At 68.3% G+C, this 21,627-nt stretch carries 24 protein-coding genes, 4 pseudogenes and 1 riboswitch; of the genes and pseudogenes, 11 read left to right on the top strand and 17 right to left on the bottom strand.

Going from position 1 to position 21,627, the window contains the following annotated elements; genetic code table 11:
- Nucleotides 1-71: 71 nt before the first annotated feature.
- The 5 genes from N4G66_RS37985 to N4G66_RS38005 all read right to left on the bottom strand — a co-directional run bounded on the left by N4G66_RS37985 (nt 72) and on the right by N4G66_RS38005 (nt 2,623).
- Nucleotides 72-275 carry a helix-turn-helix domain-containing protein gene (locus N4G66_RS37985; RefSeq protein ID WP_261708854.1) on the bottom strand — a complete coding sequence of 68 codons (204 nt, stop codon included), beginning with the start codon at nt 273-275 and terminating at the stop codon, nt 72-74.
- A 113-nt stretch (nt 276-388) separates the two neighbouring features.
- Nucleotides 389-682, bottom strand: a complete 294-nt coding sequence (locus N4G66_RS37990) for a hypothetical protein (protein WP_261708855.1) — start codon at nt 680-682, stop codon at nt 389-391.
- A 224-nt stretch (nt 683-906) separates the two neighbouring features.
- Entirely contained in the window at nt 907-1,569 is a 663-nt protein-coding gene (locus tag N4G66_RS37995; protein ID WP_261708856.1) for a competence protein CoiA family protein, read from the bottom strand.
- Between the two features lie 111 nt (nt 1,570-1,680).
- Nucleotides 1,681-2,022 (bottom strand): PIN domain-containing protein, encoded by a 342-nt coding sequence (locus tag N4G66_RS38000; protein WP_261708857.1) that lies wholly within the window; start codon nt 2,020-2,022, stop codon nt 1,681-1,683.
- A 352-nt stretch (nt 2,023-2,374) separates the two neighbouring features.
- Complete coding sequence (locus N4G66_RS38005) at nt 2,375-2,623, bottom strand: hypothetical protein (protein ID WP_261708858.1); 249 nt, start codon at nt 2,621-2,623, stop codon at nt 2,375-2,377.
- A gap of 143 nt (nt 2,624-2,766) precedes the next feature.
- Here N4G66_RS38005 and N4G66_RS38010 point away from each other — a divergent pair, with 143 nt between their 5' ends.
- Nucleotides 2,767-3,357, top strand: a complete 591-nt coding sequence (locus N4G66_RS38010; RefSeq protein WP_261708859.1) for a hypothetical protein — start codon at nt 2,767-2,769, stop codon at nt 3,355-3,357.
- On the opposite strand, the gene N4G66_RS38015 is transcribed toward N4G66_RS38010, so the two are convergent.
- On the bottom strand, nt 3,336-4,259 hold the full coding sequence (locus N4G66_RS38015) for a hypothetical protein (RefSeq protein ID WP_261708860.1): 924 nt from the start codon (nt 4,257-4,259) through the stop codon (nt 3,336-3,338). The genes N4G66_RS38010 and N4G66_RS38015 overlap by 22 nt on opposite strands.
- A gap of 102 nt (nt 4,260-4,361) precedes the next feature.
- Here N4G66_RS38015 and N4G66_RS38020 point away from each other — a divergent pair, with 102 nt between their 5' ends.
- On the top strand, nt 4,362-4,550 hold the full coding sequence (locus N4G66_RS38020; protein WP_261708861.1) for a hypothetical protein: 189 nt from the start codon (nt 4,362-4,364) through the stop codon (nt 4,548-4,550).
- 430 nt (nt 4,551-4,980) lie between these two features.
- On the opposite strand, the gene N4G66_RS38025 is transcribed toward N4G66_RS38020, so the two are convergent.
- The 4 genes and pseudogenes from N4G66_RS38025 to N4G66_RS38040 all read right to left on the bottom strand — a co-directional run.
- On the bottom strand, nt 4,981-5,211 hold the full coding sequence (locus N4G66_RS38025) for a hypothetical protein (RefSeq protein ID WP_261708862.1): 231 nt from the start codon (nt 5,209-5,211) through the stop codon (nt 4,981-4,983).
- A gap of 24 nt (nt 5,212-5,235) precedes the next feature.
- Nucleotides 5,236-5,568, bottom strand: coding sequence for a hypothetical protein (locus N4G66_RS38030; RefSeq protein WP_261708863.1), 333 nt, complete (start codon nt 5,566-5,568; stop codon nt 5,236-5,238).
- On the bottom strand, nt 5,538-5,705 hold the full coding sequence (locus tag N4G66_RS38035) for a hypothetical protein (protein WP_261708864.1): 168 nt from the start codon (nt 5,703-5,705) through the stop codon (nt 5,538-5,540). The genes N4G66_RS38030 and N4G66_RS38035 overlap by 31 nt, the downstream gene beginning before the upstream one ends.
- A pseudogene (locus N4G66_RS38040) lies at nt 5,702-6,578 on the bottom strand (IS256 family transposase); the annotation flags it as partial. The gene N4G66_RS38035 and the pseudogene N4G66_RS38040, both read right to left, overlap by 4 nt.
- Before the next feature lie 58 nt (nt 6,579-6,636).
- Nucleotides 6,637-6,847, bottom strand: a riboswitch (cobalamin riboswitch).
- Nucleotides 6,848-6,926: 79 nt separating this feature from the next.
- On the opposite strand from N4G66_RS38040, the gene N4G66_RS38045 reads away from it, so the two are divergent.
- Nucleotides 6,927-7,286, top strand: a complete 360-nt coding sequence (locus N4G66_RS38045) for an ArsR/SmtB family transcription factor (protein ID WP_261708865.1) — start codon at nt 6,927-6,929, stop codon at nt 7,284-7,286.
- A gap of 81 nt (nt 7,287-7,367) precedes the next feature.
- Here the strand turns inward: N4G66_RS38045 and N4G66_RS38050 are convergent, their stop codons facing one another.
- The 3 genes and pseudogenes from N4G66_RS38050 to N4G66_RS38060 form a co-directional block, all read right to left on the bottom strand.
- Entirely contained in the window at nt 7,368-8,135 is a 768-nt protein-coding gene (locus tag N4G66_RS38050) for a TIGR03943 family putative permease subunit (protein ID WP_261708866.1), read from the bottom strand.
- Nucleotides 8,132-9,142, bottom strand: coding sequence for a permease (locus tag N4G66_RS38055; protein ID WP_391858955.1), 1,011 nt, complete (start codon nt 9,140-9,142; stop codon nt 8,132-8,134). The genes N4G66_RS38050 and N4G66_RS38055 overlap by 4 nt, the downstream gene beginning before the upstream one ends.
- A 396-nt stretch (nt 9,143-9,538) precedes the next feature.
- Nucleotides 9,539-9,682 (bottom strand): annotated as a pseudogene (locus N4G66_RS38060) (30S ribosomal protein S14); the annotation flags it as partial.
- 543 nt (nt 9,683-10,225) lie between these two features.
- Here N4G66_RS38060 and N4G66_RS38065 point away from each other — a divergent pair.
- The 7 genes and pseudogenes from N4G66_RS38065 to N4G66_RS38100 form a co-directional block, all read left to right on the top strand.
- Nucleotides 10,226-11,185, top strand: a complete 960-nt coding sequence (locus tag N4G66_RS38065; protein ID WP_261708867.1) for an ATP-binding protein — start codon at nt 10,226-10,228, stop codon at nt 11,183-11,185.
- Nucleotides 11,186-11,229: 44 nt separating this feature from the next.
- The gene (locus N4G66_RS38070) at nt 11,230-11,622 is read left to right on the top strand and encodes an SCO5389 family protein (RefSeq protein ID WP_261708868.1); all 393 of its coding nucleotides are present in this window, start codon (nt 11,230-11,232) and stop codon (nt 11,620-11,622) included.
- Between the two features lie 649 nt (nt 11,623-12,271).
- Complete coding sequence (locus N4G66_RS38080; RefSeq protein ID WP_261708869.1) at nt 12,272-13,207, top strand: metal ABC transporter solute-binding protein, Zn/Mn family; 936 nt, start codon at nt 12,272-12,274, stop codon at nt 13,205-13,207.
- A gap of 75 nt (nt 13,208-13,282) precedes the next feature.
- The gene (locus N4G66_RS38085; RefSeq protein ID WP_261708870.1) at nt 13,283-14,116 is read left to right on the top strand and encodes a metal ABC transporter ATP-binding protein; all 834 of its coding nucleotides are present in this window, start codon (nt 13,283-13,285) and stop codon (nt 14,114-14,116) included.
- Complete coding sequence (locus tag N4G66_RS38090; protein WP_261708871.1) at nt 14,113-14,994, top strand: metal ABC transporter permease; 882 nt, start codon at nt 14,113-14,115, stop codon at nt 14,992-14,994. Before N4G66_RS38085 ends, N4G66_RS38090 begins: the two co-directional genes overlap by 4 nt.
- A 75-nt stretch (nt 14,995-15,069) precedes the next feature.
- Nucleotides 15,070-15,240, top strand: a complete 171-nt coding sequence (rpmF, locus tag N4G66_RS38095; protein ID WP_261708872.1) for a 50S ribosomal protein L32 — start codon at nt 15,070-15,072, stop codon at nt 15,238-15,240.
- Nucleotides 15,241-15,249: 9 nt separating this feature from the next.
- Nucleotides 15,250-16,029, top strand: a pseudogene (locus tag N4G66_RS38100) (GTP-binding protein); the annotation flags it as partial.
- A 68-nt stretch (nt 16,030-16,097) separates the two neighbouring features.
- Here N4G66_RS38100 and N4G66_RS38105 read toward each other — a convergent pair.
- Together N4G66_RS38105 and N4G66_RS38110 are read right to left on the bottom strand one after the other, a co-directional pair.
- On the bottom strand, nt 16,098-17,336 hold the full coding sequence (locus tag N4G66_RS38105; protein WP_261708873.1) for an IS110 family transposase: 1,239 nt from the start codon (nt 17,334-17,336) through the stop codon (nt 16,098-16,100).
- A gap of 313 nt (nt 17,337-17,649) precedes the next feature.
- Nucleotides 17,650-17,982, bottom strand: coding sequence for a hypothetical protein (locus tag N4G66_RS38110; protein ID WP_261708874.1), 333 nt, complete (start codon nt 17,980-17,982; stop codon nt 17,650-17,652).
- 761 nt (nt 17,983-18,743) lie between these two features.
- Here N4G66_RS38110 and N4G66_RS38115 point away from each other — a divergent pair.
- Nucleotides 18,744-20,009, top strand: coding sequence for an IS110 family transposase (locus tag N4G66_RS38115; protein ID WP_261708875.1), 1,266 nt, complete (start codon nt 18,744-18,746; stop codon nt 20,007-20,009).
- Between the two features lie 10 nt (nt 20,010-20,019).
- On the opposite strand, the pseudogene N4G66_RS46285 reads toward N4G66_RS38115, so the two are convergent.
- Both N4G66_RS46285 and N4G66_RS46290 read right to left on the bottom strand, forming a co-directional pair.
- Nucleotides 20,020-20,325: pseudogene (locus N4G66_RS46285) on the bottom strand (hypothetical protein); the annotation flags it as partial.
- A 76-nt stretch (nt 20,326-20,401) separates the two neighbouring features.
- Nucleotides 20,402-20,863 carry a hypothetical protein gene (locus tag N4G66_RS46290; RefSeq protein WP_449343325.1) on the bottom strand — a complete coding sequence of 154 codons (462 nt, stop codon included), beginning with the start codon at nt 20,861-20,863 and terminating at the stop codon, nt 20,402-20,404.
- Nucleotides 20,864-21,627 lie beyond the last annotated feature (764 nt).

Raw genomic sequence — 21,627 nt, forward strand, 5'->3', positions numbered from 1 at the left:
TTCACACGCTTCGCCCTTGCTGATGAACGCCGTTACTCAGCTGGCGTTCCCGTCTTGAGCGGTGCGGCGCCTCACACGTCGGGCTGACTGCGGTTGTCTCCGCCCCTGCTGCGGAGAAGGGTGCCCGCCTCTGTGAGGACGCGGTGGATGAATCCGTACGAACGTCCGGTGCCTTCCGCGAGCGTACGGATGGACGCCCCGCTCTCGTAGGCCTTCTTCAGGTCGGCGCCGAGCTTGTCCCGCGACTCGCCGGTGACCTTCCTCCCCTTGTCCATGAGCTGTACTCCTTCGCCGCGTTCAGGAATAAGGATCATCCCGCACGGGTCTGGTCACGCGGGGCGGATCCGCGACTTCGGGCTGCCATGACAAGTCGCCTCAGGACGGTGCGTCAGTAGACGGTGCCGGGGCCGACCCAGTACAGCTCGAAGAGGTTGGTCCCGGGGGCCGCGAGGAGCACCTTCACGTCGCAGAATGCGAGCTGCGCCATGCGCGCAAGGCCTGCGAGGTCGTCAACGACGACTGGCGTCGTCTCCGCCCAGGCGCCCAGCCGCGCCGGGAGCGCCACCGCCACGACCTGGGCCGTGCCGCCCCTCTTCCTCTCGTACAGGGGCCGGCCGTCTCCGTACTTGGGCGAGGGCGCCCCGAAGAACGTGTCGAAGCCCATCGCGCCGCGCACGATCATCTCGAAGGACCACCACCATCCGGGGCCGATCCCGGTCCGCGCCCAGAACCGCTCGTACGCCGCGGCCTTCGCCTGTTTCGCCGCTTCCTGCCTCTCCCAGAGGGCGATCTCTGCCTGACGCTGTTCCTCCCAACGGGCATGCGCCGCTGCTCCTCGAGCGCCGCAGCCGCATAGGACGCCGCGGTCCAGAACACACCGCTGTAGCCCCCCGGGTGGTCTTCGTCTCAACCGTGGACATGGCCGTCCGCGCACTGGATCAAGCGGCGATCGAGGATCCACTGGACTGCGTCGTTCAGGCTGACACTGTCGACTGCTTGCCAGCCGCTTTCCGCCTTGTAGCGGGCGATGACGCCGCGCACCGTGCGTGGGGCCTCCGAAGGACCGGTCAGATGCAGGGACGGCACCGTAGTCATCCACGGCCGCTGCCGGTCTCGGTCGTCAAACCAGCAGACCTCCACACCGTCCGCGGCGTACCGGTCGGTGCGCTCACGCACCTCACGTTCGGTGATCGGCGAGAGCTGTGCCTCCAGCGCGAAACGGCGACCGTCCGCACAGACCGCCAGCACATCAGCCCGCCACCCGCCGTGCGGAGCAGCAACCTCCAAAGCGGAGTGCCAGCCGGCAGCGCGGGCTGCGGCCGCGAGGTCGGCCTTCAGCAGTAGATGTCCCGGACTCTCTCCGGCGAGGGGACAGTCCGGAGAGCGGCGCCGATGGGCGAAGTGCCGCAGCCCCAATACAGATACCCGGGCAATCATCTGGCCTTCGCAGGCTGGACAGCGAAGAGGTGCCCGGGCCCGGTAGATCGCCTCCCAGCTGAGGGCGCACCCCAGATCGGGGCGGGTCGCATCCAGTCTCCCCAACTCGGCATGCTGCGCGGTGAACGGCACCCCTGCGCACTGCCCGCCGGATCCCCTGGGCACGCATCCAAAGCGTCCGGAAAGCGTTGAGCAGCAGTTTCTGATACTCACTCCAGTCCCCGCAGCCCCGCCGATAGGTGCTCAGGGTTCGATGAACGGCAGTGCGATGGCGTGCAGCTTGGTCTGGAGGTTGATATCGCTGGTGGCGACGTACCACGCGGAGCCGGGGTGCCGGGACTGCAGGAGCAGGGTCGAGGCGATGAACCGGTCGTCCGGCACGTCCAGGTCGAGCCAGTCCGGCATCGCGTCGGACTTGGGCTCGATGTACTCGAAGACGGCGTGGACGTCGCCGGCGACCCGGACACCGAGGGTGACGTCCCCGTTGTTGCGCAGCCCCTTCAGACGCCGGTCGGCCTTCTTGGCCGCATCGCGCAGCACGTCGATCCGGCCGGCGCGCTTCAGCTCGTCGAGCTCGCGCAGCACGAGTGGTCACCCATCGTAGAGGTCCTATCAGCTCTCTGGCATGGTTCCTCTCACATCCGGCGCAGGTCCTCCGACCGTCCCCGCAGCCGCATCGATCTCGGCGACCGGCAACCAGCGCGTCTGGTCCGTCACCACGGGGGGAGCGACGGACCAGACGTGGAGCCCACGATGACACAAGCCGCCTCCGGACGGCGCGACTTCACTCTCCGCGGTAGGGGCTCCAGCGGCCGAATCGGGCCAGCAGTTTCCGCGCCGCGCCCTCGTCCAGGCCCACCGCTGCCGCCACCTGCTCGGGGTCCCCGTCCTGCCGGGCCTCGCGGGCCGGCCATCACGCGGACTGCATCGCGATCACCTAAAGACGGCGGGCCGCCCGCACCGCCGCCAGCGGCGACGACTTCGCCAGCGTCTCGATCTCCGCCTCCAGCTGGGCGACCAGAGCCGTGAACAGCCGACCGCTCCACCTCGGCGGTGTGCGCATCCCAGTCCTGCACGCAGGCATCCGCCGCAACAACTCCCGGTCCTGCAGCTCCTGCTTGCCGATCACTTCCCAGTCCAGGCGCTGTTCCGGGCCGTTCCAGCCGCAGGAGCACACCGCGCGCATGGCTGCCCGGTTCGCCCGTCGTAGACGTTCCACTGGGATACCGACCCTCCGCCGCCACCGGAGATCATGTCGAAGAAGACAGGAGGCGGGACCGTGCCGTCGGCCAGGAGCACGGCCGACCGCTCCCGCTGTGCGGCAGCTACATGGGCGGGCACGAGTGGCGCGACATCGGCGGCTTGGTGTCGCACATCCCCGCCCCGGACACGCCCGGCATCGTCAAGGGCATCTGCCCCGCGTGCACGCGGGCCGGCCGCGGCCGGGACGACGTCGGTGACAAGCTGCCCGTCGACTACGGGCCCGCCTACTACAGCATCGGCGAGGCGCACGACGCCGGAGAGCACGCGTTCTGCGGCGACGACTGCGAGGGGCCCGGCTGCGGTCCCAGCGACTGCGGGGCGACCGCAGCCACCGCGGACATGACCTTCGGGCCGTGCATCAAGCGCGAGCGGCACAAGGACTGGCACGAAGACGCCAACGGGGCGCGGTGGACGACCCGCGGCGAGGGCTGCGGACACACGGAGGGCGAAGGGTGCGGCTGCCCGCCCGAGCCCGCCGTCAGCGTCCCCGCGGCGGCGCTGAGCGACCTCGTGCATGTGGCCCGGTGGGCAGCGTCGGAGCGGGAACGGCTGGCCGCTCAGGGGCGGCACATCGTGCTTCCCGACGCCACCGCAGCGCGGGCGCTCGCAGCACTGGACGACGCGGGGCTACTCGATCAAGTCCCGGAAAGCGACTGACCGTTCACGGAGGCCTGCGCCTGCTTGGGAATGCGCTTCTGCTTCTTCTTCGGCTTCTCGCTGTCGACGGCCGGCGCAGCCACTGCGGGCTTCTCGGTCAGGCGCGAGCTGGACGCCAGAACCTCGTTGACGATCTGCTGCCGCACCGCCTGCGCGAAAGCGGGATCGGCGCTGGCTCCGGCTACAAGCCGTTCAGCGGTGAGGAAGTAGCTGTTGAGTACCGGCTGATCGAAGTACCGGTTCAGCTGACTGATCGACTCCCGGTACAGCACCATGTACGTGCTACTGAGGTAGCCGGACAGCAGTGTACTGAACGCCGCGAGAGCACCGAGGAACCAGCGCATCTCTTCGAGCGGGACCTTCACCCCGCCGATGGCGGCGGCGACAAGCAGGACCAGCCCGACCCACATCGCCGTACGGGATGACTTGAACGCCTTGTCCGCCTGATCGGTGACGATCTTGTGATAGTCGCCGATCTGATCCTGATTCAGTTCCATCAGGGTGTTCAGCTCCGTAGCCCTGCGCAGCTTCTCCAGAGCCTCTTTGTGGTACTGCGCCTGCGCCTTCAGCTTCGCCGCGTATCCCTTGTTCTGATTGGCCATGTACTGCCGGCGCACGACCAGGTAAGCGACGAGGGCGACGATCAGCAGGAGCCCGAGCGCAAAAGCCACCCATGGCACCCAGGAGGTGTCGAGCGGATCCTGAGTTTCCTTTGTCGCGCTTTTGCCGGAGTCACCAAGGACCGCGATAGCCCCAGACAGCCCCGCGCCAAGGGCGAGGACTGTCCCAGTCATGGCCAGTTTTTCAAGCCAGTTCTCCCGCCGGAAACCGGCCGCCTCGTCTATGAAGATCGGGTTGCTCTTAGGGCCGGGCTCTTCGTCGCTCAGATCCACTGTCTTCATCTCTCGTCCCCCTGCTCACGTTCAGGCCCGGCAGCCTAGCCCGCGCCACTGACAGCCGCCGGGCCTTCAACGCAACCCGCAACCCTGGAAGGCGCCTTGACCATGAGAGACAGCGACGGCGTCAACGTCGCCCCGCACGACTGGGCACGCAAGGGGTGGCGCTTCTGGCTCTGCCGCCACTGCCACGCCCCGAAGGTTCTGCACCCGCGGGCCGGCTGGGTCGTAGCCCGCGCCCTGGACGACACCATCTATCTCAGCGCGGACGCGCCCCACTTCAACGAAGGATGGTGACAGGCGATGTATGACCGCCTGCGCGTCGTGTGGCTGTTCGGCAAGGCGTACTGGTGGGACCGGGAGCCGGACGGACGGCTGACCCCGGTACGCGCCGCATGGATCAAGGAGAGCGACTGATGTGCACCGACGGCAAGCCGCACGACACGGTGACCGTCTCCCGGCAGCTTGGTGACGGCAGTCAGATCCCCGTCCTGATCTGCCTCAAGTGCAATGCGGAGTGGTCATGAGCGGCGACGACGCCCGCGAGATATGGCGCCGGCTCGCGGAGGAACTGACCGCGCGCGGCTGGTACCTCGCGTCGGCTGCGGCAACGTCCAGATCGTCATCCCCGGCGACGGCGGACCGACGACCGACCAATACATAGAGGTGGTGTCGTGACGATCACTGACGCACGGGGAGTCGACGTCAAGCCCGGGGCGACCGTCGTCTACGGCTTCGGCGTCGGGCGGTCCGTCGCCATGGCGGAAGGCGTCATCGAAGAGAAGGACGGTGAGGTGTCGCTGACACCGTCGGGCCGCATCTGGGTGCGGATCGTGCGGCGGTCGTACAGCAGCGGCACGGAGCAGCGGGTGCACGTCGCCGCTGACCGCCTGGTCGTCGTCGACGCGCTGCCGGTCAGCCCGCAGCCCACGCAGAGAAACCGAAGAGTAATAGTCAAGACTTGTGGATGTTGGTGTGCGGTTCAGCGTCGGCTCTGCTGCTTCAGGCTGGTCCGGGCGGTGTTGCGGATCCGTTTGGTGCGACCGCCGTCTGCGAGGATCTCAAGGGCGGCGGCGTTCGACGCTTCGGCCATTTTGAGTTGGAGCCAGTTTGACGACTCGAGCAAAGCGTCCGGATGCCACGGCTGCCCCAGCGTGACGGCTCGGATGAGGGACCACTCGCGCAGGCGCTGGGCCAGAAACGGATAGCGCGTCGTGGCCCGGGTCATCATCTCGAGCCAGGACTCGTAGGCGGGTCCGGCGTGGAGTTCGGCGGCTCGGCGGTCTAGGTGTCGCAGGACGGCGGACTGGGCCATCGTCTGGACTGGGTCGGTGAGGACTTCGCGGATCTGGTCGCCTCGTCGGCCTCAGTGACCTGCTCCAGTTCGCTCAGGTAGGCCCAGAAGCGGACGTGCTCGTCCGGCTCGTCCTGCGCTGTGTCGTGGTGGTTCACGCGGCCTGATCCTGTCGTTCGACCAGGATGCCGTTCTCGAAGCCGGCGCCGAAGCGGACCAGGGCGACGAGGGTGGGCGCCGGTGATCGCGCGCCGGCGTTCCTGGGCGGACTCGACGAGCTTGAACACCATCGCGAGGGCCGCGGCCGGACTGCCGGCGCCGCGGGTGACCTCGGTCCGCAACTTGACCGTGGAGAACGTCGACTCGATCGGGTCGGTGGTCCGCAGGTGAATCCAGTGCTCGGCCGGGAAGTCGTAGAACGCCAACAGCTCCTCGGCGTCGTCGGTGATTCTCGCGACAGCCTTCGGGAACTTCGCGCCGTAGGTCCGTACGAACGCCTCGATCGCCTTCTCCGCATGGGCGCGGTCCTCGGCGTTGCAGATCTCCTGCATCGCCCTGGTCGCGCCCGGCTGGGCGGACTTCGGCAAGGCATGCGTGACGTTCCGGGATTTGTGAACCCAGCACCTCTGCTGCCTGGCTGCGGGGAACACCTCCGCCAGGGCCCGCCACAGCCCCATCGCGCCGTCGCCGACGACGAGTTCGGGATCGCGCATGCCCCGGCGACGGCAGTCCCGCAGCAGGTCCGCCCACGACTCCGTGGACTCCCGCAGCCCCTCCGCCGGCGCGATCAACTCCTTCGTGCCGTCGAGGCGGACCCCGAGCAGGACCAGGACGCACGAGTGGGCCTGGCCGAGGCGGACCTTGGGGTGCACACCGTCGGCCCACACGTAGACGAAGTCGCACTCCGACAGATCGCGGGCCTGGAAGACGGCATGGCCATCACTCCACTGCTTCGTCAGCCGCGTCACCGTTGCCGGCGACAGCCCGGCGGCCGAGCCGAGGAACTGCCCCAGCGCCGGAACGAAGTCCGTGGGCACGTCAGGCCCGATGGGCAGGGTCATACGGTCACGCTCCAGCACCTCGTGGATCACTTCGTGAAGTGCCGTGGCCGGTCTCCTGGCTTACGGGTGCGCGCGTCTTTCGTCCCGGCCTTCCCGTCCGCCCGGGGGCGAACAGTGACCATGCACAACTGGGACGGAAACTCCCCGATCACAGTGGCGAGGGCCGCTCCGGCCTGACCCCCTCGAACCACGAAGGGCTGTCACCGGTCTTCCCGAACACCACGGCCCGTCCACCGTACGGGCGACCACTCACGCCTGCATACCTGCACAGCTGCGCAGGTATGCAAGATCACACTGCCACCTGCGAGGATGCCTCCTATGCATCTCGTCCCCGCCGAACGCGCCGACCGTCGCGCCATCGACGACCACCGGGTCTGCGACGCCGTCGCCGCCATCGGCGAGCCCCACCAGGTCCGCGCCTGGGCGGAGCGGTTCTCCCTTCTCTCCGATCCCGGGCGCCTCGCCCTCCTGATGGCCCTGCGCCAGGCGGGTCCGCTCGCTGTCTCGGACCTCGCCATCACGACCGGAATAAACGACCCCGCCGTATCCCAGGCCCTGCGACTCCTGCGCGCCGCCGGCGTCGTGGCGGGCGAGAAGGACGGGCGGGTGGTCCGCTACCGGATCATCGATCCGATCACCGCCGACCTGCTGAAGCACTGCGTCAGCAGGAATGACTGAGCGATGCGCCGATCAGGTGGCTGTATCCAAATCATGATCCGATGCCCTCAACCGTGAGGCTGCGAACCGTCTGCGACCGGTTCACCTGGTGGTCGGCAGCGGAAGAGCATCCGTGTAGCCGTTGACCGGCCGGGCGACCTTCCTGACCGAGCCGACGTCGAGCGCAGCAGAGGCGGTCGATGTACCCAGCACCCCGGCAGGGTGCCAGGTCCCCAGGACAGACACCCAGGTGTTGGCCGGCAGGGCCACAGCTCCGTACATGCGCACCTTCACGGACTGGGCGTCCGCGGCACAGCACGAGATGATGATCCGGGTCAGATACCAGCCGCTGCCCTCTTTGTCGGGCGTGACGAATCCGGTCATCTCGACAGTGCGGCCCTTGATCGCCCGCTTACGGTCCTGCTGCACCCGGCGGGTGAAATCGGTGAGTGTGATCGGGACAGGTGAGGTCGGCGGCAGTGCGTCGAAGTGTTCCTGCTGCGTGACCTCTTGGGGCGTCTCCCGGGAGGCGGTGTACGCGCCGAGGGCGGGTGGTGCGTAGAAGAGCAGGCTCAGCACGGGAAGGAACAACAGCCAGGCGACGCGCGGGACGGAAGCGTGGCTGTGACCATGGCCGGTCTCGCCTGCGGGTTCGTGGCCATGTTGTTCGGCGTGTGCGCTGCCCTCGTCCGGCTTTCGGTGTGACCACGCCTCGGCTACACCCAGCAGGAGCAACAGTGCTCCCGAGGCGATCAGCAATGGCCTCATGCCGGCCTTGACGTAGTTGAGATACAGGTCGGTGAAGAGGGAAGCGTGCAACAGACCGACTCCGCCGAGGACGAGCACGACGATCTGGAAAGGCCGTTTCACAGCAGTACTCCTCCGACCAGGACACTGCACAGGACCGCCACGACGGTTGTGGCGGTGGAGAACCGGGCTGCGAAGGCACGTCCGAAGGTGCCCGCCTGCAGGGCGATCAGCTTGAGGTCGACCATCGGGCCGACCACCATGAACGTCAGCCGGGCCACGGGTGAGAACCCGGTCAGTGAGGCCGCCACGAACGCGTCGGCTTCCGAGCAGACCGCGAGAAGGATGGCCAGCCCGGCAAGGAAAACGACGGACAGCCAGGGTGAACCGGTGAAGGCGTCGAGGACCGAACGCGGAACAGCTACGTTGAAGGTGGCCGCTGCCATTGCTCCGAGGACCAAGAAGCCTCCCGCGTGCAGGAAGTCGTGCTGAAAGCCGCGCCGGAACTCCCGCCAGCGGCTGTGCCCCGGCTGATGACCGGTGTGCCGCGCAGCAGGCCGGAGCCACTCCTCGCGGCCCAGCCAGAGCCACAGCCAGCCCATCACGGCAGCGGTGGCGAATGAAGCGAGCAGCCGGGCCAGGACCATCGCGGGATTGCCAGGGAAGGCGATGGCCGTCGCGGTGAGCACGACGGGGTTGACGGCGGGCGCCGAGAGCAGGAACGCGAAAGCGGCTGCTGGGGTGACACCGCGGCCGATCAGGCTGTTGGCGACCGGGACCGACGCGCATTCGCAGCCCGGCAGCACGACCCCGGCCAGTCCGGCGACCGGGACGGCGAGAGCAGGCCGCTTGGGCAGCACGCTGCTGAACACCCGTGCGGGTACGAACGCGTTGATCGCCCCGGACAGGGCTGTTCCCAGAAGCAGGAAGGGCAGAGCCTGCACGGTGACGGCGAGGCACACGGTCCGCCACGCCTGAACCACTGGGTCGTCCAGCCACCCGTGAACGACGAGGAGGACCAGGTTGAGGAGGACGACCGCGCAGTTCAGCACGAAAATCACGGGACGAAGCCGTGCGGTAAGCGGGGCAGCAGCCTGCGGGACCGGGGCGGCCGCGCCAGCCGCCTCCATCCCTGTCGCTGGTTCGTCGGTCTTCTGCACACCAGCTCCGAGGATGAGAGGTCGTGGGACCTGCCGGGTATCAGGCACCTCGCGCTTCAGCACACGGCCCTGCAGCGAGATCCGTTCGACGGGACACCCTAGTGTCCGAACTGCCCCCCTTCTCACCGTCCACTCCTGTCCCCCACTGCTCTGCAGGACAAGTCAGGGGCGAGCAGCGGAGGCAACGAGCTGTGCGGGCCCGGGGAAATGGGTGGATCCGCGGTTGGGCGAGGAGCTGAAGCCTGCGGCGGGCAGGGCTGGTCTGGATCCAGTCGCGCTCGCGGCCGACCTTCAGGTGCACTTGCGTCCTGTGCCCTCAACCGAACTCTCTCCATCGGGCTGGCGGGTCTTGTTCTCACCGTGGTCTTACCACGAGGACTTGGTCCCGCCGGACAGAAACCCCGCGTGCGCCTGTTCGCGCATCCACACCCGGAAGAGGCCGGACTTGCGCAGGTACCCGCGTGGACGGCCGTCAATGCTGTCGCGGTTGCGGACTCGCGTCGCGCCGGCAAGCGGTTCGGGCAACTCGTCGTCAGACCAGCGGACTTCGACCAGACGGCCTTCGACGCAACCGCTCACCCCGAGCCCGAGGATCCATCCACATCTGGCGGGCACGGGACGGCGGCGAACTGACCACGTCCGGCTACCCGGAGAAGGTCTCCCGCCTCGCCTTCGACGACACCCGCTTCTGGCTGGCCGCCGACGGTGCGCCCGAGGGTTGCACGGCGGCATGCAGTCCGCGGCCGCTCCGGCAGTGCAGCACCCTCTCCAGGCAGTCGGTGGAGACCATGACCCCGCGAGAGCAGCCGCGGGCAGCGCGGCGCAGCCCGTCCATCACCTGCCCGGTCGCGGCGCCGCGACAGCCGTGAGAGCCGCCTGCAGCATCGCTCGTCTCCGCGTCTCCTTCCCGATGTTCAAAGAGATCCCATGTTTGCGCCACGCGCACCCCAACCCGTCTCCACGACCAGCAATTTGGGGCGTGTGTGATTTGACTCCGCCCTGGCGCACCACCAGCCTATGCTCATGACATCCATTTCCAATAGGAGTGGCTAGATGCGTGTTGCGTTCGTGGGCAAGGGCGGCAGCGGCAAGACCACCCTCTCCGCCCTCTTCTCCCGCCGCCTGGCGCGCGCGGGCGCGCCGGTCGTCGCCATCGACGGCGACATCAACCAGCACCTGGCGTACGCACTCGGCCTCGACGAGGACGAGCTCTTCACCGCGCCGCCGCTCAGCGCGCGGACCGGTGAGATCAAGGACTACCTGCGGGGCGCCAACCCGCGGATCCCGTCCCGTGACGCCATGGTCAAGACGACCCCGCCCGGTCGCGGCTCCCGCCTGCTGCGCCTGCTCGGCGACGATGAGGTCCATGCCCACCACGTCCAGGAGGTCGGCGACGTCCCGCTGATGGTCACCGGGGCCTTCGACGAGAGCGATCTGGGTGTGGCCTGCTACCACTCCAAACTCGGCGCCGTCGAGCTCTACCTCAACCATCTCGTCGACGGCCCCGGCGAGTACGTCGTCGTCGACATGACCGCCGGCGCCGACGCCTTCGCCTCCGGTCTGTTCACCCGCTTCGACATGACGTTCCTGGTCGTGGAGCCGACCCGTAAGAGCGTCTCCGTGTACCGCCAGTACCGCGACCACGCGGCCGAGTTCGGCATCCCGGTCGGCGTCGTCGGCAACAAGGTCACCGGCGAGGACGACCTCGACTTCCTCCGCGGCCACGTCGGCAATGACCTCGTCGCCCACTGCGAACAGTCCTCGTACGTCCGCGCCCAGGAGCAGGGCCGCGGCCACAGCGAGCTGGAACCGCACAACGCCCGCACGCTGGACCGGCTGCGCGCCGCCGTGGATGCGCGCACCAAGGACTGGGCGGCCTTCCAGAAGCACGCCGTCGACTTCCACCTGCGCAACGCCGGCGCCTGGGCCGACGAGGCCACCGGCCAGGACCTCGCCGGCCAGGTAGACCCCGACTTCCGGCACGGCCCCGAAGCACTGACCGCACTGGTCTGATCACCACCCCCTCAAGATCCGACCACAGAACAGGACAGCCCTTCATGTCGCTTGACGTATCCCCGCGGCTGCTCGCCCAAGCCGAGAACGGTGAGGTGCGGGAGCAGGACTTCGTCGAAACGGTCCGCACGTCCCTGCCGTACGCCTACGACCTCATCGCCCGCCTGGCTGCCGAACTACGCTCCGGCACCGCGGAGTTCGCCGACAACCAGACCCCGCCGCCCTCCGAGAAGGAGCGTGGGCAGCTGCTGCGGGCGCTGTCCAGCGAGGCGATCCGGGGCAGCCTGGAACGGCACTTCGGCGTCGCCCTGGCCTTCCAGAACTGCCACCGTGTCGCTGCCTTCTCCCCTGAGGCACGCGGCGGCGAGACGTACACCCGCTTCACCTCGCTGCGCGCCCAGATCCTCAACCAGTCACCGGAGTTCCGCGACTGCTGAGTGCGGGGCTCCCGCGTTGTCCGGCGGGCATGGCACCACGCCAACCCGCCGGGCAGCGCGGCGGTCTGCCGGCGTGGGCGCCTGGGGTGACCACACGCAGGACGGCAGTCCGCGTGCGATCCGCCCGCTCGTCTCCGCGCGAGAGCTGCACGAGGCCCTCGCCGCCGAGGGCACCACGGTGGGGCTGACCACCGTCTACCGGACCTTCCGGGCGCTGGAGCGGGGCGGGCGCGTCGACGTCGTACGCGACCGGACCGGCGAACGGCCCTGTCGGGCACACCCGGTGGTGCCCACGGCCGCCGGCACCACCGGGTGTGCCACCGCTTCGGCCTCAGCCGGGTCGTGGAGGCGGAGGCCGTCGAGCACTGGGCGGACGGCACGGCAGCGGCCACCGGCTTCGCCGAGGTGGAACATGCCGTCGAGCTCACGGGCGTCTGTGACGGTTGCCCGTCACGCGATCGCGCCGCCCGTCCGCAGCGGGCTCGCGGCGCCGGTCAAGTGTTGGCAACGATTTTCATATCAGCTAGATCCGGCCATGGTGTTGACATTCGTTTTCATCTAGCGTGGTGCGCGTAGCCGGTCCGGACCGGACTGAGGCGACTTGCCCACACTCGAAGACCTTCCTGTTCACACCCGCCGTGGAGGATCCATGCGCACGCCCTCGTCCCGACCTCTCGCGCTGATAGCCGGGGCCTCCTTGGCCGTGCTGGCCGGCTGCGGCAGCTCGTCGGACTCTTCAAGCGACGGGAGCACCTCGCAGGGCGCGAAGTCCTCGTCCGCGATCCCGGTGGTCGCCTCGACGAACGTGTACGGCGACATCGCCAAGCAGGTAGGCGGCGACAAGGTCGACGTCACGTCGATCATGAGCAACCCCGACCAGGACCCGCACTCCTACGAGGCCAACACCCAGAACCAGCTCACGCTGTCCAAGGCGAAGGTCGTCATCGAGAACGGCGGCGGCTACGACGACTTCGTCGACCGGATGCTCAAGAGCAGCAACTCCTCCGCCGAGGTGATCAACGCGGTCAAGGTCTCCGGCAAGAGCGCCCCGAAGGGCGGCGAGCTCAACGAGCACGTCTGGTACGACTTCCCCACCGTCGCCAAGATCGCCGACAGCATCGCCGCCGCCCTGCGCAAGGCCGACTCCGCGGACGCGGCCACCTTCACCAGGAACGCGGACATCTTCAAGGCGAAGCTGACGCCGCTTCAGACGAAGGAAGCGGACATCAAGAAGAAGCACGGCGGCGAGGCCATCGGCATCACCGAGCCCGTACCGCTGTACATGACCGAGGCGAGCGGCCTGGTCAACAAGACACCCAAGGAGTACAGCGCGGCGATCGAGGAGGGCGACGACGTCTCCCCGAAGATCCTGCAGGAGACCCTCGCGCTGTACAGCGGCAAGCAGGTCAAGGCGCTGGTCTACAACGCCCAGACGTCCGGACCCCAGACCCAGAAGGTCGAGGACGCGGCCAAGGCGGCCGGTACCCCCGTCGTCCCCGTCACCGAGACCCTGCCCAAGGGCAAGGACTACCTCGGCTGGATGACCGCCAACGTCGACGCGCTCGCCGGCGCGCTGGACAAGTGAGGCGGCCGACCATGGCCCCCGTACCCCAGGGCACGTCAGGACAGGCCGACGGCCAGCGGTGCCGACGCCCCCGCGGTGATCAGCCTGCGCGGCGCAGCACTGTCCTACGGCCCGCGCGTGGTGTGGCGGGACCTCGAACTCGACGTACGAGCCCGGGAGTTCCTCGCGGTGCTCGGCCCGAACGGATCGGGCAAGACCAGCTTCGTCAAGGCCCTGCTGGGCCGGCAGCAGCTGTCCGCGGGCACGCTGACCGTCCTCGGACGGCCGCCCCGCGAAGCGAGCCGGCACATCGGCTACGTCCCCCAGCAAGCAGCGCTGTCCGCGCACGCCATGCTGCGCGCCCGCGACCTCGTGCGCTTCGGGATCGACGGGCACCGCTTCGGTCTGCGACTGCGCACGGCGGCGGTCCGCCGCCGCGTGGACGAGATCCTCGAGTCGGTAGGGGCCTCCGGCTACGCCGACGTGCCCATCAACCTGCTGTCCGGCGGGGAACGCCAGCGCGTACGCATCGGCCAGGCCCTGGCGACCGATCCGCGCATCCTGCTGTGTGACGAGCCGCTGCTCTCCCTCGACCTCAACCACCAGCGCGCCGTCACCGAGCTGGTGGACGCCCGCCGCCGCTCCCACCGCACGGCCGTGGTCTTCGTGACCCACGAGATCAACCCCGTACTCGGCCTGGTCGACCGGGTGCTGTACCTGGCCCCGGGCGGCTACCGGGTCGGCACACCGGAGGAGGTCCTGACCTCCGAGTCGCTGTCCCAGTTGTACGGCACCCAGGTCGACGTCGTCCGCGTCCACGGCCGCGTTGTGGTCGTCGGCGCACCCGACGAGCCGGCGGTCGAACCGCACCACCCCCACGAAACCCGCGACCCCCTTGAAGTCCACGAGATCGACGGAGCACGGCCATGACGCTCGCCGACGGGATCTGGCACCAGATCTTCAGCTTCGACAACTACGGCGAACTGCTGGCACTGGTCCGCAACTCCCTCATCGCCGGGGCCGCACTGGGCCTGATCGGCGGCCTGGCAGGCGTCTTCGTCATCATGCGCGACCTGCCCTTCGCGGTGCACGGCATCAGCGAGCTGTCCTTCGCGGGCGCCTCGGCCGCGCTGCTGCTGGAGACGAACGTCGTGGTGGGCTCCATCGCCGGCTCGCTCCTCGCGGCCGGCACGATCGGCGTGCTCGGCGTGCGCGCCCGGGACCGCAACTCGGTGATCGGCATCCTCATGCCCTTCGGCCTCGGCCTCGGCGTGCTCTTCCTCGCCCTCTACAAGGGCCGTGCCGCCAACAAGTTCGGCCTGCTCACCGGCCAGATCGTCGCCGTCGACACCCCGCAGACAACCTGGCTGCTCGGCACTTCCGCGGTCGTACTCATCGCCCTGATGGCCATGTGGCGACCGCTCACCTTCGCCAGCTCCGACCCGGACGTCGCCGAGGCCCGCGGCGTGCCGGTGCGCGCCCTGTCGTTCGCGTTCATGCTGACGCTCGGCCTCGCGGTGGCCCTCTCGATCCAGGTCGTCGGTGCCCTGCTGGTCCTCAGCCTCCTCGTCACTCCCGCCGCGGCCGCCGCCCGCGTCACCGCGTCTCCGGTGCTGCTTCCACTGCTCAGCGTGGTCTTCGCCGTCGCCTCCATCGAGGGCGGCATCCTGCTCGCCCTGGGCAGCAGCATCCCCATCAGCCCCTACGTCACCACGATCTCCTTCACCATCTACGCCGCCTGCCGACTGGCGGGCAGCTACCGCACCCGACGGTGGGGGGCCAGGAGGTCAACCCCGCAACCTGCCTGAACACCAGGGCAGCCAATTACAAATGGGATTCATTTTCATGCAGCCTTCTGGTGCTCACCTATCCAGGAGGACCCCATGGCCGTTCCCAAGCGGAAGATGTCCCGCAGCAACACCCGCCACCGCCGCGCCCAGTGGAAGGCGGCCACGCCGACACTCGTGCCGATCACCGTCGACGGCGTCCCGTACCTGGTGCCGCAGCGGCTGGTGAAGGCGTACGAGCGCGGGCTGCTGCGCCCCGAGGACTGATGATCGTTGATGGCTTCCGACCGACTGCCCGTCACCGTCCTGTCCGGATTCCTCGGCGCGGGCAAGACCACCCTCCTCAACCACCTCCTCGGCAACCGCGAAGGACTGCGCGTCGCGGTCATCGTCAACGACATGAGCGAGGTCAACATCGACGCCGCCCTGGTGCGCGGCGGCGAGGCAGCCTTGTCGCGTACCGAGGAACGCCTGGTTGAGATGACCAACGGCTGCATCTGCTGCACCCTGCGCGACGACCTGCTCGAAGAGGTCGACCGGCTGGCCCGCGAGGACCGCTTCGACTACCTGCTCATCGAGTCGTCCGGCATCTCCGAGCCCATGCCGGTGGCCGCGACTTTCGCCTTCACCCGCGACGACGGCGCCACCCTCGGCGAGATCGCCCGCCTGGACACCATGGTCACGGTCGTCGACGCCGCGGGCTTCCTGCCCGAGCTGGAAAGCGGCGACGAGCTCGTCGAGCGCGGCCTGGATCAGTACCAGGACGACGAACGTACCGTCAGCGACCTGCTGATGGACCAGATCGAGTTCGCCGACGTCATCGTCCTCAACAAGCTCGACCTCGTCGACAAGGAGCTGGCCGACCGACTGCGGGCGACCCTCACCCGCCTCAACCCGGCCGCGCGCGTCGTCCCAGCCGTCCACGGCCGCGTGAAACTCGACGACGTACTGGGCACCAGGCTGTTCGACCTGGAACGTGCCCAACAGGCCCCCGGCTGGGTGAGGGAACTTAACGGCGACCACGTCCCCGAGACGGAGGAGTACGGGATCTCCTCAGGTCGGGCACGCCACGGGCACGGTCGGGGCGGTTGGAGTCTGATTCGAAAATCCAACCTTCCTGCAGGTCACCCCGCTTCCGCTGATTGGAGGGACACTTGATAGCCGAGCATGTTGAGCTGGCTGACCAGGCGCCGTGTCTGCCGCGTGCGGCCGGTTCGCTGGAGGAAGTAGTCCGCTCCGAGGTCGGTGTACTCGGCGTCATTGGTGAGCATGTGCCAGATCGAGGTCAGGATCGTGTGGCCGACAGCGACCAGGGCGCGCTTCTTCCCGCGGCGGATCGCGATGCGTTTGTAGCGGGACGCGAGGTAGGTGTTCTTGCTGCGGGCCGCGGCTGTGGCGGCGAGCCCGAGCGCATTCTTCAGCCATGGATCGCCGGGCCGGGACTTGCCGGAGGTGTGCTTGTCGGCGGACTCGTAGTTGCCCGGACACATCCCGGCCCACGAGGCCAGATGGGCGGCCGACGGGAAGCGCGCCATGTCCGCGCCGATCTCGGCCAGGATCATCTCCGCCGAGCGAGTGCTGACGCCGGGGATGGTGATCAGCAGCTCGATCTGGCGGCGAAACGGGACGAGTTGGCGGGCGATCTCCTCGCTCAGCTGGGCCTCGGTCGCCTTGATCGCGTCGATTCGGTCGAGCATGGTGCGCGCGAGGAAGGCATGATGGTCGGTGAACTGGCCGGTCAGAGCCTGGGCAAGGATCTGGCGTTTGGCTCGCATACTGGCCAGGGACATCTCGGCGAGGACTTCCGGGTCGCGCTCTCCGGCGATCAGGGCCTCCAGCATGGCACGGGCCGACTTGCCGAGCAGGTCCGAGACGACCGCGGACAGTTTGATCCCCGCGTCCTCCAGCAGCTTCTCCAGCCGCTGGGCCTCGCGGGTCCGTTCACGGATGACCTCGGTGCGGTAGCGGGTCAGGTCGCGGAGCTGGCGGATGGCCGGCGGCGGGACGAACGAGGGTCGAACCAGGCCGTGTTCGACCATCTTGCAGATCCACTCGGAGTCCGCAACGTCGGTCTTGCGGCCGGGCACGTTCTTCATGTGCCGGGCGTTAAGCAGCCAGCAGGTGATGTCGTTCTCCAGCAGGTAGAACACGGGTTTCCAGTACGAGCCGGTGGCTTCCATGCCGACCACGGTGACCTGTTCGGCGAGCAGCCAGTCCCGCATCGCCAGCAGATCGCGGGTCATGGTGGAGAACGTACGGATCTCTTTGCGGCGGCGTTTGCCCGGTCCCGGGACTCGGACGCAGACCTTCACGTCCGCCTTGCCGATGTCGATTCCGGCGCATCGTTCGTGGACCACGTCCATGCCCCGGTCCTCCCCTCGTGCGGTGGGCTGTCGTGCAGCAGCCGTCCGACGGGGACCGAGCAGGCAGAAGAATCTGATTCACATGCTCGAAGCAACACTTCCGGGTGCCTGACGAAGGGTCCCCAGCGTCCTACTCAATGTCGGGCTCCGGTGGCGCCAAGACTCCGCGACGTCAGCCGGACAGCCGTGACCCGATTTTCTCCCCTTTGGGGTATCGCCGTCCGGAGATCGGATTACTCAATGACCGAGTTGAGTCGACGGGGGACCGTCCATCGGGGCGCGCTTCTGGTCGCACACCCGGGACTGCCCGGGGTCAGCAACCGCAGCGTTCCATCGACAGCTGCAGAGCGACAGGGAAGCTCATCAGGATGAGCCGGATTACCGCCACGGCGATCCCCGCCCGTACCGTCTGCGGATGGTTTGCCCGCCGCCCCACTGCCCACCACGTCCCCAGCACCGAGCCGATCAGCAGCACGTCGAGCGCAGTCCACGACAGGTAGGGGCCGGTGAACGCCCCCGATACCCCACCGTCCGTGACTACTTCGAGGTAGATGTACGAGGCCTCCGCGCTCATGGCCAGGTCCAGCGCGAGCACGGCCAGCCACACCCGCCCCGGCCCGAATCTGCGCCACTCGGCCTCCGCCATCCCGCTCCCCTGACCTCCGGTCACGCGCCCCCTGCGCGCTCCCGCATCATACTGACCAGCGACGCAACCATCGGCCTGCCGCATAGCGGCCGGCTGCCAATGCCCTGGCCACAGGTGAGGAGCTGCCCTGACGCGGGCCGGCTCACCAACGCGCCCGGCGATTCGAGGCTTTGGGGCGGAAACTGGCCTCCGGCAGGAACCATAGCGGCCCCGATGGCAGCTCCCCACCTCGGCCACGCACGGCCCGCGGTCGCCGTCCGGGTTGCCGCCATCCCAGAGTCTGAGCGCCCCCGCCGGAGGCTGTCTGTGCCTTCTCCGCTGGCAATCCGCGCAACCGCCCCTGACCCAGCCCGGACCTGTGATTCCCCCACCGTGTGGGCGCGGACGGCGACCGGCGCGTCCGCCGGTGGCGCAGACATGGAGGCGAGGCCGCGCCGGGCGACGGCCGGCGCCGCCGCGCTGTGCGCGGCCCTTTCGATCGAAGAGAGAAGACTGCTTTACAGGTGGGCGGGATCGCTGCGCTGATCATCTCGGGTACGGGAAAATGGGCCTTGGGTGTCCCGGTCAGCCGATGGGCCTGCGATGCGGGCGAGCTTGTTTTACAGGATGGCGATGGGGGCCGACGAGGGGACCACGGATTGTTGTCAGGGCGGCGGATTGCTCCCGCTTCCCGGAGCACGCGTGTCAGACTCCGCCATCACCCTTGGCTCCTCCGGGGCGCCCGCCGGGCAGGAACGTGCCAAGAGGGAGGAGACCGCGCGATGCCCCGGATGCAGAACGTGAAGGACGAGGTCATCCACTTACGCGCCGCAGGGGTGGACTTGGGCAAGCGATTCCTGCTGGCCTGCGTCCGTGCTCCCTCCACGAAACGGGCCGGAAGCTGGGCGTTGGAGACCGAGCGGTTCGGCACCACCACGGCCGAGGTCCGGCGTCTGCTGGCCTGGCTGCTCGAACACCGGGTCGAGGTAGTGGTCATGGAAGCGACGTCGGACTACTGGCGCGGTGTCTACTATCTGCTGCAGCCGCATCTGAACCTGATGCTGGTCAACCCCGCCCATCTGAAAGGGATCCGGGGACGCAAGACCGACCCCAGTGACGCGGCCTTCCTTGCCCGGGCCGGCGCCTCCGGGATGGTGATGGCCTCCTTCGTTCCCCAGCGGGACATCCGCGAACTGCGGGATCTGACGCGGCGCCGCACCGAACTGGTCCGGGCCGCGGGCTGGGAAGCCCAGCGGCTGGAGAAGGAACTCGAGGACACCGGGATGAAACTCTCCGCAGTCCTCACCGACATCACAGGCGCCAGCGGACGAGCCATCCTGGAAGCCCTCATCGGCGGCGAGAGAGATCCCGAAGTACTGGCCGATCTCGCCCGCGGCAGGGCCCGAAACAAGATCCCCGCCCTCATCAATGCTCTGGACGGCGAGTTCACCAGCCACCACGCGTTCATGGACCGGCACTACCTTGATGAGATCGACCGCTGGAAGAGCGTGATCGCCACTTTCGACGCGCGCATTGCGACGCTCGTGGCCGGCCGAGAGCAGGACCTGATCAACCTGGAGAGCATCCCCGGGATCGGCCGCCTGGGTGCTCAGATCATCCTTGCCGAAACTGGTGGCGACATGGCCCAGTTCGCGTCCGCCCACCATCTTGCTTCCTGGGCCGGCGTCTGTCCCGGCCAGAACGAGTCAGCCGGGGTCAGCAAGTCCGGTCGCACCCGCCCGGGCAACAGCAACCTCAAGCGCCTTCTTGGCATCGCAGCCATGGTCGCGGTCAAGAAAAAGGACACCTACCTCGGCGTCTTCTTCCGCCGTCTGGCATCACGGCGCGACAGCAGACGTGCCCTCGTCGCCGTCATGCACAAGCTGACCATCGCCGCCTGGCACGTCCTGCACGACCAAACCACCTACCGAGAACTCGGCGCCGAGCACTTCACCAGACGCGACCCGCAACACGCCATGCGCCGCATGATCAAGGAAGCCAACAGCCTCGGACTGACCCTCCGCTTCGATCCCATCACAGCGAGCTGACCTGCACGACTCACTCTATTTTCGTGTCAGACCCGGTAGACGTGAGCGTTGCCTTGCAGCCGGACGGGACGGTCACCGACTGGGACAGCGTGTCGGTGTGCGAGGAGCCGTAGCCGTCCAGCCACGCCTTGTACGAGCCACTATGCACGGCCTCACCACTGTCGGTCGTGATGACACCGCTGGTCGCGCTCCAGCCGGTACTGCCCGACTCGAAGCCCGGGTTGGCCAGCAGCTGGGACGAGGTGCAGCCGCCGCCCCCGCCGGAGCCGACCGTCCAGGTGAAGGAGGTCGAGCCGGAGGCTCCGGTCGAGTCCTTCGCGGTGACCGTGACCTGATAGGTGCCCGCGGTGGACGCCGTGCTTGGTGCAGGCGGACAGGCCGAACTGGGTTCGTTAGGTGGCCAGGTCGGCGGCGGCGTTGGGGTCGTTGTAGGCGTCGACCACGGCGACCGTCAGACCGGAGCCGCCCGTCGAGGGCAGGTTGTAGGCGCTGTGCAGGTTGGCCGGGGGAAGGCCGGAGGGGGCCGCGGCGGCGAGCGCCGAGGCGAGGCGCTGCTTGATGTCCGTGCGCCGCTGGGCGAAACAGGACGCGTGGCCCGGCTCGGCGGTGGCGCAGAGGCGGGTCGTGGGGACCTCCTGACCGGCCTTGCCGGTGGAGTGGAACGTCTGGCGCTCGGGTGCGATCAGCGCCTTGTCGTTCCGCGCGACCTTGGTGGTGTGCGGGTGGGCCACTGCGGGCTCGGCGCCGGCCGTCGGTGCCGTAACGAGTCCGGCGACGGTGAGGGTGAGGGCGGGGAAGGAGACGGCGAGAAGTTCTTCGTAGACTCCGTCTCCGCTTGCTCTGGTGCGACTCACGCATGGGGTTCTGCCTCCGGTTGACGTGGGGATGCGCACTGGATGGGCAGGCCCGTGACGCGCGTAGCGGTGGTGGAACCGAGCAGTCACGAGCATGACATTCAATTGGCCCCACATGCCGAGTGAACGCGACATGACAGGGTGCGGGAGGAACGTAATTCCGAGGCGCGAGAACCGGCAGTGCCGCAAGGGATTTCTTTGCCCCTCCATAGGATGAGATTGGCCACTTCATTGGGGGGAACCGAGGCGTGCTTGACGCAGCACAGAGGAAGAGTGAAACCGAACCGGACCCCGGAGGCTGACCCTGCGGCGTCTCGATGGCCCTCTTCCGTGGTGGCTCAGTCCGCCGACGAGCCTGAACACCCCTCGCGGCCGTAAAGCAACCGCAAGCGCTCTTTTCACCGACGTGTCAGCGCCTGGGCACCCTCGACGAGCCGGACGACGTCAGCCGTCCCGCACCGCCGCGCCACCTCGGGACCGGCATCGCGACCATGGCGACGGGAAGTCTCGCAGCACACACCCGTGGGTGGTGCGGACAATGCGGCCGGTGAACAGGTTCGTGATCCACACGCGATGCAAAGAGGGTCCCGACGGTCTCGCGGAGATCGGGCTGAGACTACGACACAGCCGTTCCCGTACCCTTCCCCAGAGCCGCCGCGCAGGCCCGGTCCGGAGGGGGCACGGACAACCGCGAGGGAGACAGCATGGGAGCCGCTGACCGGCAGACTGCCGGCGACTGGAACGGGGCAGGCAACCGGCCCATA

Origin of the sequence: Streptomyces rhizosphaerihabitans, assembly GCF_025399795.1 — a bacterium.
In the GTDB taxonomy this organism is placed as follows: Bacteria; Actinomycetota; Actinomycetes; order Streptomycetales; family Streptomycetaceae; genus Streptomyces; species Streptomyces rhizosphaerihabitans.